At 36.5% G+C, this 17,135-nt stretch carries 15 protein-coding genes and 1 pseudogene; 12 read left to right on the top strand and 4 right to left on the bottom strand.

What is annotated here, in order from left to right; genetic code table 11:
- The first annotated feature begins 5 nt into the window (after nt 1–5).
- The 4 genes from CCK98_RS00560 (at nt 6) to rlmH (ending at nt 3,184) form a co-directional block, all read left to right on the top strand.
- A complete protein-coding gene (locus tag CCK98_RS00560) occupies nt 6–800 on the top strand; it encodes an MBL fold metallo-hydrolase (protein WP_088084856.1) in 795 nt (264 codons plus the stop codon).
- Between the two features lie 248 nt (nt 801–1,048).
- Nucleotides 1,049–2,290: a S1C family serine protease gene (locus tag CCK98_RS00555; RefSeq protein WP_088084855.1), complete on the top strand. Its 1,242-nt coding sequence runs from the start codon at nt 1,049–1,051 to the stop codon at nt 2,288–2,290.
- A gap of 154 nt (nt 2,291–2,444) precedes the next feature.
- Entirely contained in the window at nt 2,445–2,603 is a 159-nt protein-coding gene (locus tag CCK98_RS00550) for a CxxH/CxxC protein (RefSeq protein ID WP_088084854.1), read from the top strand.
- A gap of 101 nt (nt 2,604–2,704) precedes the next feature.
- A complete protein-coding gene (gene rlmH, locus CCK98_RS00545) occupies nt 2,705–3,184 on the top strand; it encodes a 23S rRNA (pseudouridine(1915)-N(3))-methyltransferase RlmH (RefSeq protein ID WP_088084853.1) in 480 nt (159 codons plus the stop codon).
- 100 nt (nt 3,185–3,284) lie between these two features.
- Here rlmH and CCK98_RS00540 read toward each other — a convergent pair whose 3' ends face one another.
- From CCK98_RS00540 to CCK98_RS00525, 4 genes and pseudogenes are all read right to left on the bottom strand, one after another.
- Entirely contained in the window at nt 3,285–5,225 is a 1,941-nt protein-coding gene (locus CCK98_RS00540; protein WP_088084852.1) for an ABC transporter permease, read from the bottom strand.
- On the bottom strand, nt 5,215–5,976 hold the full coding sequence (locus CCK98_RS00535; RefSeq protein WP_088084851.1) for an ABC transporter ATP-binding protein: 762 nt from the start codon (nt 5,974–5,976) through the stop codon (nt 5,215–5,217). Before CCK98_RS00535 ends, CCK98_RS00540 begins: the two co-directional genes overlap by 11 nt.
- Nucleotides 5,977–6,075: 99 nt before the next feature.
- A complete protein-coding gene (locus tag CCK98_RS00530) occupies nt 6,076–7,080 on the bottom strand; it encodes a sensor histidine kinase (protein ID WP_088084850.1) in 1,005 nt (334 codons plus the stop codon).
- Nucleotides 7,077–7,514: pseudogene (locus CCK98_RS00525) on the bottom strand (response regulator transcription factor); the annotation flags it as partial. The gene CCK98_RS00530 and the pseudogene CCK98_RS00525, both read right to left, overlap by 4 nt.
- 133 nt (nt 7,515–7,647) lie before the next feature.
- Here CCK98_RS00525 and CCK98_RS00520 point away from each other — a divergent pair.
- The 8 genes from CCK98_RS00520 (at nt 7,648) to CCK98_RS00485 (ending at nt 17,112) form a co-directional block, all read left to right on the top strand.
- Nucleotides 7,648–8,226 (top strand): biotin transporter BioY, encoded by a 579-nt coding sequence (locus CCK98_RS00520; RefSeq protein WP_088084849.1) that lies wholly within the window; start codon nt 7,648–7,650, stop codon nt 8,224–8,226.
- 49 nt (nt 8,227–8,275) lie between these two features.
- On the top strand, nt 8,276–9,742 hold the full coding sequence (locus CCK98_RS00515) for an AMP-binding protein (protein ID WP_088084848.1): 1,467 nt from the start codon (nt 8,276–8,278) through the stop codon (nt 9,740–9,742).
- Complete coding sequence (locus CCK98_RS00510; protein WP_179195990.1) at nt 9,738–10,832, top strand: acetyl-CoA C-acyltransferase; 1,095 nt, start codon at nt 9,738–9,740, stop codon at nt 10,830–10,832. The genes CCK98_RS00515 and CCK98_RS00510 overlap by 5 nt, the downstream gene beginning before the upstream one ends.
- Nucleotides 10,829–11,224, top strand: a complete 396-nt coding sequence (locus tag CCK98_RS00505) for a MaoC family dehydratase (RefSeq protein WP_088084846.1) — start codon at nt 10,829–10,831, stop codon at nt 11,222–11,224. The genes CCK98_RS00510 and CCK98_RS00505 overlap by 4 nt, the downstream gene beginning before the upstream one ends.
- A complete protein-coding gene (locus tag CCK98_RS00500) occupies nt 11,221–11,577 on the top strand; it encodes a MaoC/PaaZ C-terminal domain-containing protein (RefSeq protein ID WP_088084845.1) in 357 nt (118 codons plus the stop codon). Before CCK98_RS00505 ends, CCK98_RS00500 begins: the two co-directional genes overlap by 4 nt.
- Before the next feature lie 326 nt (nt 11,578–11,903).
- Entirely contained in the window at nt 11,904–12,590 is a 687-nt protein-coding gene (locus CCK98_RS00495) for a response regulator transcription factor (protein ID WP_088084844.1), read from the top strand.
- On the top strand, nt 12,577–14,646 hold the full coding sequence (locus CCK98_RS00490) for a HAMP domain-containing sensor histidine kinase (RefSeq protein ID WP_256942220.1): 2,070 nt from the start codon (nt 12,577–12,579) through the stop codon (nt 14,644–14,646). The genes CCK98_RS00495 and CCK98_RS00490 overlap by 14 nt, the downstream gene beginning before the upstream one ends.
- An 867-nt stretch (nt 14,647–15,513) precedes the next feature.
- Nucleotides 15,514–17,112 carry a glucose PTS transporter subunit IIA gene (locus CCK98_RS00485; protein ID WP_088084842.1) on the top strand — a complete coding sequence of 533 codons (1,599 nt, stop codon included), beginning with the start codon at nt 15,514–15,516 and terminating at the stop codon, nt 17,110–17,112.
- The last annotated feature ends 23 nt before the right edge of the window (nt 17,113–17,135 follow it).

Raw genomic sequence — 17,135 nt, 5'->3', positions numbered from 1 at the left:
ATAGCATGTCTTTAGGTTATAGCATTCTTGCAAGCGGGAGTACGGGAAACGCCCTTTATGTGGAGTCTGATGAACATTCGTTTCTAGTTGATGCTGGGTTTAGTGGTAAGCAAATGGAGGCACTGTTTGGACAAATTGACCGTGATATTAGTAAACTTTCCGGAATATTTGTCACGCATGAACACAGTGACCATATTAAAGGCATTGGGGTTCTCGCCCGTAAATATCAGTTGCCTGTATACGCGAATGAAAAAACATGGCGGGCGATGGAACACTCGGTCGGCGCGATTCCAACGGAGCAAAAGTTTGTTTTCAATATGGAAACAGTGAAGAGCTTTGGTGCTGTTGATATTGAATCATTCGGGGTATCACATGATGCAGCAGAACCCATGTTTTACGTTTTTCATCATGGAGGGAAAAAACTTGTCTTAATCACGGATACAGGCTATGTCAGTGACAGGATGAAGGGGACCATCTCCAATGCAGATGTGTATATTTTTGAATCCAACCATGATGTTCAAATGCTGCGGATGGGCAGATACCCATGGAATATTAAACGAAGAATTTTAAGTGATGTGGGCCATGTTTCCAATGAGGACGCAGCCTTTGCGATGAGTGATGTGGTTGGCGATCAAACCAAGCGAATTTATCTTGCCCATTTAAGCATGGATAATAACATGAAGGACTTAGCAAAAATGGCGGTAACACAGACCCTTCAGGAGCGTGGGCTGATTGTTGGCGAACAATTTGGCCTTTACGATACAGACCCGAAAATCCCGACTGCCTTAACGGCTGTGTAAGCATTTTAAAAGAATGAAGAGCCTTTTTATAGGCACTTCATTCTTTTTTTATTGGCTATGTTGATTGAAGCGAAGCGCTTGGAGCGCAAATCAACAGGCCATTATTTATGAAAAAACTATGAACAAAGTCGTAAGTTTTTATTAATACAAGGTAATTATTTAGTAATTTATAGATGAACGAGTATAATTGTAATTATAAGCCAAAATAAACGGTAGCAATCTTTTCGGAAAGTGAGGAATGATGTAAAGTGGGTTATTATGATGATCATTCACAAAACCGCTTCAGGGAACAGAAAGGAAACAGGGGTGGAGTTTTCCTAGCCAGCGTAGTTGGTGCGATACTTGGTGCCATTTTAGTAATCATTGCTATTCCAGCCTTATCCAATCGTGGATTCCTCCCCTACCAAATTGATACAAATGAAAACAATGCAGTAGAATCAACTAACAATAATAATGATCAGAATATCATCCAAAAACAGGTTTCCTATGATGTGAACACAAATACAACGAAGGCAGTTGAAAAAGCAGCTGATGCGGTTGTCGGAATTAATAATATCCAGTCCACCAGCTTTTGGTCAGATGATCAAGCCGATTCAGAGGAAGAAGCCGCTGGAACAGGCTCTGGAGTTGTCTATAAGAAGGCTGGAGGTAAAGCTTTCGTTGTCACAAACCATCATGTGGTTGAAGGGGCGACAAAGCTGGAAGTAAGCTTGATCGACGGTACAAAGATCCCTGCTAAGCTGCTCGGCAGTGATGTCTGGACTGATTTGGCTGTCCTCGAGGTCGATGCGGACAAGATAAAAAAGGTAGCTGAATTTGGTGATTCCGATAGTTTAAAAATGGGTGAACCTGTTATCGCGATTGGGAACCCTCTGGGCGCAACCTTTTCAGGTTCGGTCACACAAGGAATTATCTCTGGACTTAAGCGGACGATTCCGGTTGATATTAATCAGGATGGATTAATCGATTGGAATGCAGAAGTACTGCAAACCGATGCGGCCATTAATCCAGGAAACAGCGGCGGTGCCTTAATTAATATTACCGGCCAGCTAGTTGGAATTAACTCAATGAAAATTGCGCAAAATGCAGTTGAAGGAATTGGATTATCCATCCCAATCAATTCGGCCCGGCCAATTATCGATGCTCTTGAAAAGTTTGGAACGGTTAAACGTCCATATATGGGAGTGGATTTAAAATCAGTCTCTGAAATTCCAGCCTACTATCAAGAAGAAGCGTTGAAATTGCCTCGATCAATCAATTATGGTGTAGCCTTACGACAAGTCGTACCAAATTCGCCAGCCGCTCAAGCAGGCTTGCAAGAGTTGGATGTCATCGTTGAGATGGATGGGCAAAAAATTAACGACGTCATTGATCTTCGGAAACATTTGTACGAGAAAAAGAAAATTGGCGAGCAATTGGAGATTAAATATTACCGTGAAGGTAAGTTGAAGCAAACGACATTAAGATTAGCAGCAGAAACAACTCAATAAAAGCGTGGGTAAAACAGGAAAGTGAACCGTTCACTTTCCTGTTTTTATTTGTGTTATGATGTATAAGTTATTGAGTTATTTCGTATGACAGGATGATATAAAGTAAACAATAGCTTTAATGAAATGAATAAGTGTAGGAAAGGTGAAGTAGAAAATGATTTATTGCTGTGAGGAACATGTGGATATAGCCTTAGATACGATTGTGGATGATTTTGAGACTTTTCCCGTTTTGTCGAAAATAGATGTGGATAACTTATCAACAAACTGTGAATATTGTCAAAATACGGCTACATATGTTGTGGCGAACAAATGATTCCATACAAGATGTGGATAAAAATTGTGAATATGTGGATAACTTCTGTGGATATCTTGTTTGTAAGCTGTTTGTAATCAAGTTGTAAAGGGCTGTGGATTGTGAATATCTCAATTGTTACGGTTGGTAAATTGAAAGAGAAATATTTAAAACAGGGTATTGAGGAGTATTTAAAACGCCTGACTGCCTATGCAAAAGTTGATGTCATTGAAGTTGCCGATGAAAAAGCACCTGAAATATTAAGTGAGTTGGAAATGGTGCAGGTAAAGCAAAAAGAAGGCGAAAGAATTTTAGCAAAGATTAGCCAAGATACATACGTAATTGCCTTAGCGATTCAAGGGAAATTAGGCTCGTCCGAGGAACTTGCTGATTCACTAGATAAGCTAGCTACCTATGGAAAAAGTAAGATTGCCTTTGTGATCGGCGGGTCATTGGGCTTGAGTGACGAAGTGATAAAAAGATCCAATGAGCAGCTTTCTTTTTCGCGGATGACCTTCCCCCACCAATTGATGAGGCTCATACTCGTTGAGCAGATATATAGAGCGTTTCGGATTAATCGGGGTGAACCGTACCATAAGTAAATGAGATTTTTAACAGCTGAATGTAAAAGCTTAAAAATTATGAGATCATTATAAATTTGGCTCCAGCCATATTAGACTGGAGCTTTATCATTTTCTATTATTAAAGTGCTTCTTTTATTACTTTTTTGTAATAGAGTACGGATAGTATACCGAAAATGGAGTATAATGCGGTATATAATAACATGACCATAATCATCGGTGTCCATAATTCAGTACCAAACATGAACCAACCAGATTTTACTGCAAAATAACTATGGGCTAAGCCAATGACTAAAGGGATACCGAAATTAAAGATTTGCTTTGCTTGAATGCCTCTTAACAAATCCCCTTGTGTGAATCCAAGCTTTCTTAATATCGTATAATTTGGTTTTTCTTCTTCGCTCTCATCCATTTGTTTAAAGTATAAAATACAACCAGATGTAACTAAAAAGGTTAATCCTAAAAAGCCAACGATAAACATGATAAGTCCCATGTTTCTTTGCTGATCATTGCTCATTTCTAGACGTGAATCATTTTTACCATTAAAAGTCATATTTTGAAAAAGATCATTCGCTTCTTCCAAATTACCTTCATCTTGCAAAACAATTCCAATATAAAGAGTCGATTCTTTTTGAATTTCTAGGTTAATATCTTTTTTTAATCGCTCAAAAATAGTTTCGTCCACAATTGCTACGGGTAATCCACCGCTTGTAAAATAGTATGATACGATGTATTCCTTCCTTAAGCCTAAATATTTTTGAGGTATCACTTCATTTTTCCCTTTTAATTCTATTTGACCTGAACTTTTTAGTGGCATAAATTTTTGTAGTAAATCATTATAACCTGTAAAAAGGGTTTCCCCTGCAGATAAATTAACACTATTGGCGTCCTTGTCACTGATGACCGGAATAGTCATATTCCTTGGATCAGAATTCATATCCTCTAATTTTGATTCAGCTATTTTTTCTATGTTTGCATTTACCTGAATGACATCAATCATTTTTTCGTTATACTTAATTTCATTTACTTCTAATGCTTCTTTGAAATTTTCAGCATCTTGTTTATTTGTAATTGAAAAGTCAGCTACTACATTATTTTGGGTTAATCTTTCTGCTGAGTAGTGTGAAATATAGCTTAAGGATAACAAGCCGATAGCAAGTGCAGATACAGTCGTAATAATGGTTAATAATAAAGCATTTGATTTCATCCGAAACATGATGGATGAAAGAGACAATACTTCATTAATAGTTAAATAACCATCTTTCTTTTTTCGTATAACATAAAAGATAAATCGAACAGATCCTTTGTAAAAAAGATAAGTCCCGATAATAACGGAGGCTAAAATGAAGACCATGGCTAAGAATAGTTCAGTCATTGTTGTAAAGTCGCCACCAAATAATTTAGATGAAATATAATAGCCTAAAAGGATCAATAAGATGCCTATAATTCCGTAGATCATTTCAAAAATGGACACTTTTTTTACTTTTTCTTCAGTCGATGAAAGAACTCTAAATAGAGATAAGATACTTTGTCTTTTAATAAATAAAAAATTTATCAACATGATAAAAAAATAGATTATAGTAAAAACAACAACAGTTTGAATCAATGCTTCTGTTGAAAATCTTAATGTGGCGACGTCCTCAACACCGGTAATTTTAAATAAGATCATCATGATTAATTTTGAAATCGAAAACCCGATAAAGATTCCAATAAATAAGGAACCGAAATATAGAATAAAATTTTCAAGTGTAAGAATGCGAAAGATTCTGCTTTTTGTCATTCCTATTAACTGAAATAAACCAATTTCTTTACTGCGTCGTTTAATAAAAATGTTATTGGCGTATAAAAGAAAAATGGAGACAATCGCAATGAGTAAGACGGATGCTGTCTTGATTGCAGCTGCCCCTTTAATTGAACCTTTTGTTGCATTCATTGCAGGATCAAATTGCAGTGTGACAAAGGCAAAATACAGTGCCACTGTAAAAACTAGGGCAAAAACATAGAGATAATAATTTTTTACATTCTTTTTCAAATTTTGTAGGATGAGATGATTAATGCTCATTTTGCACCCCGCCCAATACACCTTGTGTTTTCATGATGTCATGAAAGAAATCCTGTCTCGATTCTTCACCCTTCGTTAATTGAGTATAAATTTGACCATCCTTAATAAATATGACCCGGTTGCAATAGCTGGCTGCGACTGCATCATGAGTGACCATTAGTATAGTGGCATTTCGTTTTTGATTTAAATCGCTTAGTTTGTTTAACAAATCGGAAGCTGATTTTGAATCAAGTGCCCCAGTTGGTTCGTCAGCGAAAATAATGCTTGGTTCATGAATAAAGGCTCGAGCTGCAGATGTACGTTGTTTTTGACCACCGGAAACTTCATTTGGATATTTATCTTTTAGATCATTAATGCCGAGCTCTTTAGCCAATGTATTAAATTTCTCATCTGCTTCTCTCTTGGACGTTTTTGTAATCGATAATGGTAATAGAATATTTTCTTTGACTGTTAGGGTATCTAATAAGTTATATTCTTGAAAAATAAAACCTAAATGATTTTTTCGGAATTCTGCTAATTGCTTTTCTTTCATAGCTGTCATTTCTTTTCCTTCGATATAAATTGTCCCGCTACTAACTTTATCAATTGAGGAAAGAATATTAAGTAAGGTTGTTTTCCCTGAACCCGAGGCACCCATGATACTCACAAATTCCCCTTTTTTAATGCTAACATCTAGACCCTTCAGTACTTCTTGTTTGTTAAATTTATTCCCATAGCTTTTATGAATTTTTGTTGCTTCTAAAATGTACATTTCCACACACCCCTTGATTTGATAGTTTTATTATAAAAGGCTTTGTACTTCATTTCCTTCGATTGACGATACAAAAAATAAAGGCATGTGACAATTTTGTCACATGCCTGAAATATGAAGGAATTGATTTCTTTTCGGAAAGATTAAAGTAAAAGTGGTTCCAACTCCTAGTTTTGAATGTACGTCTATCTTGATTAATAATGGCTTTGCTGCTTTTTTTGCTAGATATAATCCCATGCCTGTTGCCGCATTATCTTGATGTTTTGCAGTTGATGTAAAGCCCTTATCAAATATGCGCGGCAGATCCTTTGGGTCAATGCCGCGTCCAAAGTCCTCTACCTCAAGGATGGTTTGTTCATTTTTTTGGTAAGTTTTAATGATGATATCGGATGCCTCGCTATATTTTATGGCGTTTGTTAAAAGTTGTCTGATGATAAACACTAGCCATTTGGCATCGCTAAGGACTTCTTTAACCTCGGTATGTAAATCAAAGCCAATTCCTTTTTGAATACACCAAGATTGTAAATCTTTAATTTCCTTAGTTATTAAGACTTTTATATCTGTAACCTCTATATATAAATCATTTTCTATAAATGGTATACGTTTCTGATAAAGCTGCTGGTCAAGTAGTAGATGAATTCTTAACCATTCATAAATTAAATTCGATTTCATTGTTCCATTGTCTAGTCGATCAATCATTAATCTCATAGCTGTTAACGGTGTTTTTACTTCATGAATCCACGATAATAATTCATCTTTCTCCTGCTCTAAGGACATCAAATTATGGGAAGCAATCTGTTTCAACCATTCAGTCTGGTTCGTAACACTATTCTCGATAATTACTTCAAAAGGACTCTCTGCATTTGAGATACTCGTTAAATCAAGACTATTTTCCCAAGTCTCTACACTTTTGTAAAAGTTTGTTTCCTTATTGTATCGGATGATTAAAAAGATGATGAAAATAATCATTGATATAAAAACAATATAGACGATAGACATTAACGGTATTGTTGGATCAAAATAAGAGACAACGATGATTAGAAATTGTAGAAATAAAAAGAGAATAATCCAGCTGCGCCTTTCAATTAAATATTTTTGAATCATCTAAAACCAGCCTCTTCTTTAGCGATATAACCTTGACCAACTTTTGTTTCAATAAATTGTCCTAAACCAAGCTCATCCAGTTTTTTTCGTAAACGATTAACATTGACAGTTAAGGTATTATCACTCACAAAGCGCTCATCATCCCATAAGCTTTTTATCAACTCTTCTCGACTAACGATCTTATTTCTTTGTTCAATAAGCAGTTTTAAGATAAAAATTTCGTTCTTTGTTAGCTCTACCGAACCTGAGTCATTTGTGACAGTATTTTTCTCATAATCGACTGTTGCACCATACCATGTTTTAAGTAAGATTGGTTTATTATTGTAATTATATACTCGGCGAAGAATAGCCTGTATTTTTGCAATGAGAACATCAAAATGGAAGGGCTTTTGAATAAAGTCGTCCGCTCCCAGTTGCTTAGACATAACCATATCAACAAATCCATACTATTTTGAATAATAATGTTTTAAATGTTAACCATATTTAAAACTAGGTTGACATTTAATTTGAGATTCATTATTATCATAGTTGTAAATAGTACATATTGATTATTGGGGAGAGATAAGAATGAAAATTAAAGAAATTACCTTTGTAGCAGTGTTTGCCGCTGTCATGGGTGCTCTAGGAGTAGTTCCGCCTATTATGCTTTCTTTTACACCAGTTCCCATTACATTACAAACTCTAGGTGTCCTTCTTGCGGGAGGGGTATTGGGAGCAAGATTAGGGGCGATGAGCCAAACAATCTTTTTATTACTTCTCGCTGCTGGAATGCCTCTTCTATCTGGAGGAAGAGGTGGACTAAGTGTATTTGTCGGACCAAGTGTTGGTTATATAATTTCATGGCCTATTACGGCTTTCTGTATTGGTTATCTACTATCACGTTTTCAAACTTTAAAAATACAACATATTTTATTTATTAATCTGACAGTCGGTATTCTATTAATCTATTTAATTGGAATTCCTGTTCAAGCATTTATGATGGGCATTCCTCTTTTAAAAGCTGTTCAGTTAAGTTTAATTTATATCCCAGGGGATGTCTTAAAAGCCATACTAGCTTCTATTTTAGTTTACAGACTAAGAAAACACCCAGTTTTTTCACGCGCATTAGCAACAAGTTATTCCAATTATTTATCTAAAAATATCTAAATCTTAAGAGGCACCAGAATGTGTCTCTTTTTTATAGAGGAGATATATCATGGGAAATATTACAGAATCATATAAGACTTTCGCAAAATTATCCCCAGACAAAATCGCAATCCATACGAATCATCAACAAATCAGTTATCAAGAATGGTATGAATTAATCAATCAAACAGCGAACTGGCTTCATTCTCTTCATTCAGAAAATAAAACTATTGGAATCCTTTTGCCGAACGGTATCCCTTTCCTACAGCTCTTTGCAGGAGCCTCCAAGGCAGGTTGGATTGCTGTTCCATATGATTTGAAATGGAAGATAACCGAATTGGAAAAAAGGGTGATACTTTCACATCCTTCTATCATTGTCACAACTAGAGAAATTTACTCTCAAATCGAACAAAGTATTCCTAATGTAATGATTTTGGATGATAGTTTACAGGAAATCTCTCAGTTCGATCCTACAACTGTATTGAAAACGGAAGGAAATCTGCCTTTTTACATTGGATTTACATCTGGTACAACCGGAAAACCAAAAGCATTTGTTCGCTCGCAAGATTCGTGGGTGGCTAGCTTTGATTGCAATCGTTTTGATTTCGGGTTAGATGAATCCGATCATGTTCTTATTTCTGGAGCCTTAACCCATTCTCATTTTCTGTATGGAGCCATTAGCACTTTGTATTTAGGTGGAACCGTCTATCTATTAGAAAAGTTCTCTCCTATTGAAGGACTATCATGGATACATTCCTTTCCAATTACAACGATATATGTAGTTCCGACAATGGTAGAAGCATTCTTGAAAGAAGGAATTCAAGTTGATAAGTCTATAAAAATTATTTCATCTGGTGCCAAATGGTCGGATAAATCGAAATTAGAAATTCGTAATATGATTCCTAACATGACTATGTACGAGTTTTATGGGGCTAGTGAATTGAGTTTCATTACTGTACTTCCTGATAGTGAAGGTATTCAGAAGGCTACAACTGTCGGAAAGCCTTGTTATGGTGTAGAGGTACAAATACGGCGTCCAGATCAGGAATTAGCAAAGCCAAATGAGACCGGAAAAATATATGTAAGAAGTAAATTGATGATAAATGGGTACTTGGATCATGCTGGAAGGTCTATTCATTCTATTCAAGATGAAGGGGGCTGGGCCACAGTCCATGATATGGGGTATTTTGACGAGGATGGCTTTTTATATATTGTAGGTCGTGAACAAAATATGATTTTATATGGAGGAATAAATATTTTTCCTGAAGAAATAGAAAAAGTGATTTCCTTACATCCAGATGTCGAAGAAGTTGCTGTAATAGGCCTATCAGATTCGTATTGGGGTCAGGTTGTTGCTGCGGTAGTGAAAGGAAAGGGTAGCCAATTAGAGTTAAAAAGATTTTGTAAGACACATTTATCTTCTTACAAAATTCCACGTAAGTGGTTTTTTCTATCTGAAATGCCATATACAACGAGTGGCAAGATAGCTCGTGCTGAGCTAATAAAACGAATGGAAAAAAAGGTGGTCAATGATTAAAAGAGCGGTAATTGTTGAAGCGAAACGAACACCAATTGGAAAAATGGGTGGAATCTTACGAGATATTCAGCCACATGAGCTTGCAGCTCCTATCCTCCAACATTTAGCGAATGGATTGGAGGAAAAGATAGAAGACATCATTTTGGGAAATGTAGTTGGACCAGGCGGAAACGTAGCTCGAGTTGCTGCATTAGAAGCAGGACTTCCTCTTTCTGTACCGGGAATCACAATTGACCGTCAATGTAGTGCAGGGTTAGAGGCGATTCGAATGGCATGTTATTTTGTCCAAGGCGGAGCTGGCTGTTGTTATATCGCTGGTGGTGTAGAAAGTACGAGTACCTCTCCGTTTCCAGCTAGAGCAAGATTTTCTCCTGAAAAAATTGGCGATCCAGATATGGGCGTTGCAGCAGAATATGTGGCTGAAAAATATGCTATTTCAAAGGAAATGCAGGATGAATATGCGCTTTTAAGTTATAAACGTAGCTGGGAAGCTTACGAAAAAGGATATTTTAATCAAGAGATCATTCAAATTGGAGATCTCCACCAAGATGAAGAATTTTTTAGGAAAAGAAAGATGGAAGTACTTTTAAATAGGATGAAGCCAATATTTAAAAAGAACGGTACGGTTACTGCAGCGAACAGTTGTGGGATACATGACGGGGCTTCAGCTGTACTTGTCATGGAAGAAAACATGGCATTAAATAATGGATTCCAGCCTATTTTACGATTTTTGGATAGTGAAGTCTCAGGTGTACTTCCGAATTATCCAGGAGAAGCCCCTATTCCGGCTATTCAAGACTTAATAAAAAGAAACCAGTTATCCATTGAGGATATTGACCTAATTGAAATAAACGAAGCTTTCTCCTCTAAGATTGTTGCCTGTACAAAAGAACTTTCTATTTCTTATGACAAGTTAAATGTGGGCGGAGGTGCTTTAACGATAGGACATCCTTATGGGGCTTCGGGAAGTATCATGATCACGAGGCTTTTCTACGAAGTACAAAGACGAAAGGATATTAAATATGTACTAGCCGCGATTGGGAGTGGTGGAGGAGTCGGAGTAGCGGTCCTATTCGAGGTGGTAACATGAAAACTAAGGAACATGAGATTATTTTTAAAAAAGAAGATGTGCAACAAATTGTCCAAGTGATTGGTGATCGAAATCCTATCTATCAGAGTTCGGAGAGGGCAAAAGACTATGGTTTCGAAACGATTCCTCTTCATCCAACAATGCCAATGATGGCTTATAAATGGATTGCCCCCCCATGGGAGCTGCAACATCCTATTATTCATCGAAAACAGAAATGTATCCAGCATCAGAGAATGTATATTGATGAGGTCTATAGAGCGATAGTTGAAGTTACAGATCAATTTCAACGTCAAAACCTTACTTTTATTAAACAAACGCTATATTTATATAATAGGGATGGAAAACTTTGTTTTGAAGGAATATCTGATTTGATTTTGGGTGGTTTGTCATGAATATGATAACTTTTCAAATTACCGAAAAGGACGTTGAACAATATGCTGTCATTTCTGGTGATTACAATCCAATTCATTTAGATATGGAGGCGGCGAAGCAACAAGGATTCACTAATAAAATTGCCCATGGAATGTTAACAGTGGCCAAAGTGTTAAGTGTAATTTCGAATGAATCTCTCATTCCTCAAGTGTTGTTGAGTCAGTATGAATTTACCTTTATCTCCCCTGTTTATGTGGGAGATCTAGTAACACTGACTATCAAACAAGCGGAGAATAAAATAAGAGTAGAAGGAAAATGTGGAGAAAAGATAGTCGTAAAAGGATGTTTAATAGTAGTTAGAGGAAATCCCTGATGATTTATACTGGATCCTGGTCCCAATCCTGTTCAAAAGTAACTAAGGAAAATATAAATAAAAGTTTTTCTGATAAAGTAGTCTTTAGGGCTGCTTTTTTTGTTTTTCAGCGCCCTTATTTCACTGAGCATCGCCCCTATTAAAAAACGTTAAGAAATTCTTAAGAAATCTATCCATAAATTCGTAAGATATATCCGTTACTATTAACTTCATCAGCATTCGGTTCCCGCCAGCTTTTGTTTATGTTTGCCGAAAGATGTAAAGTACATGAAAATAAATAATAAAGGGGAGTTGGGATTTCCAATAAATTTAGAGGAGTGGCTTACATGAACATATTGGTTTGCGATGATGATCAGGCAATTGTGGATGCAATCGGAATTTACCTGGAAAACGAAGGCTTTTCAATTTTCAAAGCTGCCAACGGACTAGAGGCGATTGAACTTATAGGTGATCAGGAGATTCATCTAATTATCATGGATATTATGATGCCTAAAATGGATGGAATAAGAGCGACTATGAAAATTAGAGAAGAGAATAATATACCATTGATTATGCTTTCAGCAAAATCTGAGGATTACGACAAAATTTTAGGATTAAATATAGGAGCAGATGACTACATAACCAAGCCTTTTAATCCCTTGGAGCTGATCGCAAGAGTTAAATCACAGCTGAGAAGATATACAACATTGGGTAGTCTTGAAACCAAGAGCCATGTATATCGGTCGGGAGGGCTCGTGATTGATGATGAAAGCAAAAACATCTCTGTTGATGGAGAGGCGGTCCATCTTACACCTGTGCAATATAAGATCTTAAAACTTCTGATTGCTAACGCCGGAAGAGTGTTCTCCATCGAAGAGATTTATGAAAAGGTATGGAATGAACCATCCTTTAGTCCGGAAAATACAGTAACTGTTCATATAAGAAAAATTAGAGAGAAAATAGAAATCAATCCGAAAGAACCTAAATATTTAAAGGTGGTGTGGGGAGTTGGATATAAGGTTGAAAAAATTTAGTCATTCTATTACAACAAAACTAATTGTTTTTATCATCATGATTGCTTTGTTTGTAGGTGCCGTAAAGGCAATTGGCGATTTAGTTGTGGCGAATGATGGGGATATTGGAATCGTTTTTGAGGACAATTACTTTCTAAGTAAGTCATATATAATGGAAAGTGAAATGCTTGTAAGTGACCTCACGAGGCTGGTGGGAGAATATAAAACTGAAGAACATATTTTAAAGGGCGGGACTATTAGTAAGGAAGAATTAAGAATCGAAGTGCAGGACTTATTTTCTGATTATCAGTTGGATTCAAAAAATTATAATCCAAATCTTAGTGAAGCGGAGAACTACGAAAAGTTTAAAGTGGAGAATGCTAAAAAAATAGCCCAGGTAAAGGATAAGCTGATAAAGAGGGATTTAGGAGAATTCCATTTACTGTTGCAAAGTATAAAAGGGGTTAAAGATCCATTATTTTATGCAAGCGATGGCATAAATGTATTTACGAACAGCACGATGAATGAAAGGGAACAATTTAAAAGCTATCCATCTTATATGATGTTTGATGGATATAAAACAGAGGTCTATCCAAAAAAAGTAGAAGCGAATAAATACTTGGATTGGGTTTCAGTGCAAATAGATGACTTGGGCCCAGAAAACCATATGATTTATATTGCTTTTACGAAGGATTTTTTAAATTCGAAAATAAATACGTGGAATGAAAATAAAGTAAATGCTACAAAAGCCTTTTATCATTTTCTAGGATTCTTAGCAGGATTTATTATATTCTTTTTCTATCTGATGCTTGTGAGCGGTAGAAAGTTTTTTAAGGATGAGGAACTTCACCTGCATCCAGTCGATAAATTATATGTTGATTTAAACCTCTTGTTATGTTTAGTGCTATTGATGCTATGGGCTGCCATTCTTGCCGAGATGGGCATTCAAAACGTCTCCAAATGGGCAGTTTTAATCACAGTCCCAATTTCTATAGCCGTGTTTTCGTTCGTATTCTCACTAGTGAGGCATATGAAGAATAGAACGTTCTTTAAGCATACTTTAATCTATCAAATTATTTTTAGGCTGGTTCAATTTGTAAGAAATGTTTATGATAGCGGAAGTGTCGGAGTAAAGACAGTGCTCATTGTAATTGGGTATCCACTATTGATTGCTTTAACGTTCTTTATGTTCCCGGTCACCATAGGGATTGCTGCCTGGTTTACCTTAAAGAAAGTCCAGTCATTTATTGCTATTAGAGATGGGGTAAAAAGAATAAAAGATGGAGATATTACTCACAGCATTGATGCTGGTGAAAAGGGGGAGTTTGCCAGTCTTGCTGCTGATATTAATAGCATCACAGATGGGTTGAAAAAAGCTGTGGACAGCGAGCTGAAAAGTGAGCGGTTAAAATCGGAGCTCATCACCAATGTATCCCATGACATACGTACACCTTTAACATCCATTATCACTTATGTGGATCTATTGAAGAAAGAAAGGAACCCATCAAAGATAGAAGAATATATGGAAGTACTGGATCAAAAATCTAAAAGACTAAAAATCCTGACAGATGATTTATTTGAAGCAGCAAAGGCCTCCAGCGGAACCATTCCGCTACAGTTGGAGCGAATCGATATTGGTTCGTTAATCATCCAGGGGCTGGGAGAAGTAGGTGAAAAGATTAACGAGCTGGAATTAGAATTTAAGTTCAATCAACCTGTAAAAAAGGTCTATATTGCAGCTGATGGAAAATTATTATGGAGATCGATTGAGAACGTATTATCCAATATTTTTAAATATGCTCTTAAAGGGTCAAGGGTCTATATTGATATTGAAGATTTAGGTAACGAAGCCTTGCTTACCTTTAAGAACATTTCGTCTTATGAGTTAAATATTTCAGCAGATGAATTAATGGAGCGTTTTAAAAGAGGCGATGAATCTAGATCCAGTCAAGGCAGCGGGCTGGGACTATCCATTGCAAAAAGCCTGATTGATGCACAAAAGGGGAAATTTGTAATTCAAATTGATGGGGATCTATTTAAGTCCATGATTTTTATGCCTAAACATAGCAATGAGTGATTGATCAATTACATTTCCGTTTGCCTGTTCCACGTGAAACATATAGGAATGATAAGAAAAACCGCCACTTAGACATGTGCGGTGAACCGTACCATAAATAGAGGCAGTTTTTTTGAATAATCTGGGCTCATAAAGCCCAAAAGGCATGGGCCAAGTGGAAAATGGTCGCTATGAAAGGTTCATAAATCCCAAAAGGCATGGGCCAAGTGGAAAATGGTCGCTATGAAAGGTTCATAAATCCCAAAAGGCATGGGCCAAGTGGAAAATGGTCGCTATGAAAGGTTCATAAATCCTAAAAGGCATGGGGCAAGTGGAAAATGGTCGTTATGAAAAGTTCAAAGAGCCCAGTAGTATCATGAAATATGGTTTTAATTGAAACTGAAAATGGAGTCTGTCCTTCAACGTGTCGATGAAGGACATTTTGAAATAAGTGCCTATCACCACCGTATATGTAGGTAACCTTTTGTATTGTTCTTTCTAGAGAATTTGATAATTAACAGTAATTTACGCTATGTGTTAAAACAGATTCAAGTTCAAAGGAGGACTAGCTTATTATTCACATTCTTTCTTTTAGTAACCTGCCCCTTTACTACCATAGTAAAGGATCCACTTCTGTAAATGTTTCAGAAAATAAAACAAATATTTTTAACTTCATTTTGATAAGTTACAGTGAACCGTACCATAAATAACTGCTAAAATTTGAGCCTCTCGTTTGGTAATGAGAGGCTTTTTTATATATTTTAAAAAATTTTTAAAAAAGGGTTATCTTCGTTTGAATTCTACCTTTTCGGAAATCATAAGATAAGGTTTCTGCTTATAAAAAATCGTTTTATCTAAGGTAAAATTTCAAACAAGGAGATCAAAAAAATGAATGCGATTAATACGAATGATGCTTCTATAGAAAAAAAAGAAACGGTCATGAATAAAATTTTAGGAGCAATCAGTGGAAGTTTCGCGCCTATTTTAGGGGTACTTGCTGGATCCGGATTAATTTCAGCCTTATTATCCATTTTATCGACCTTAGGATGGTTATCTGCTAAAAGCGGAACCTATGCCATTCTTTCTGCAGCTGGACATGCTGTTTTTTATTTCTTCCCCGTTTTTCTAGGGATTACATTAGCCTTAAAACTGGGAGCCAACGGCTATGTTGGTGGTGCGATCGGTGCAGCACTTTTGGAACCGCATTATACGGGTTTAGTTGAAGCAAATGCTCAAAACGTAGATTTCTTAGGGATTCCTGTTATATTAGCAAATTATTCTTCAACCGTTTTTCCAATATTAATGGCTGTTTCCATATATTCCGTATTAGATAAGTTTTTGAAAAAAGTAATTTATAAAGACTTACAAATGTTTCTAAATCCACTTATCTCATTAATGGTGATTGTTCCTTTAACCGTACTCGTATTTGGTCCTTTTGGTACATATGTGGGCGGGGCCTTAGCAGTGGTTATCAAATTTTTAAGTTCAAAAAGTGGAATGTTAACTGGAGCGGTGATGGGAGCTGCATGGTCATTCTTGACTATATTAGGCCTCCACTGGGCCATAATTCCAATATTTATTGCAAATCTTGCGACTGGCGGTGATCCGCTTAGCGCGATGATATCAGCTGCTCCTTTCGCTCAAATCGGGATGGGTCTTGGGGTGTTCTTTAAAACGAGAGATAAAAATTTGAAAACGCTAGCTGCATCAGGGCTTATCCCTAGTGCCTTGGCAGGTACAACAGAAATCCTTACATACGGTATCCTAGTACGTTACAAACGAACGATGCTTTTTGTTGCAGTAGCCGGAGCAATTGGCGGATCGATTAATGGGGCACTTGAAGTAAAAGGGACGGCATTTGCTCTTCCAAGTTTCTTGTCGATTCCTGTATTTACACCAATCGGAATATATTTAACGGGTACTTTAACGGCATTAGTTATCGCATTGGTTCTGACACTTGTATTTGGATATGAAGGGAAAAGCGACGCAGTCCCTGCCAAAACGGTGAAAGAATTTGGAATAGCGAATGTAAAGAGAGAAACCATTTTAAGTCCATTAAGCGGGGAAATTGTTCCATTAAGTGAAATTAGCGATCCGCTTTTTTCAACTGAGACGGTAGGTAAAGGAATTGCGATTGAACCAACAAACGGCGAAGTGATCTCACCCGTTGATGGAACGGTTACCACTCTATTTCCAACCGAGCATGCCATTGGGATTACATCAGAAGATGGGGCTGAAATCTTAATTTGTATTGGGGTTGATACTATTAATTTAAAAGGTCAATTTTTCACTTCTCAAGTAAAACAATGGGATAAAGTGAGAAAGGGCGATTTGCTAATTCAATTTGACATTGAAAAAATTAAAGCTGCAGGCTTTGATGTAAAAACTCCTATAGTCATCACTAATACCAATCAATATGTTGATGTTGTCCCAGCCATAGATGGGAAAGTCCAGGCAAAAGATGAATTAATCAAGCTGGTTGTATAAATGAAAACTCGCCTATTGGAGTG

Source organism: Bacillus sp. OV166, assembly GCF_900177675.1.
GTDB lineage: Bacteria > Bacillota > Bacilli > Bacillales > Cytobacillaceae > Neobacillus.
This window is presented reverse-complemented; position numbering and strand designations above follow the sequence as displayed.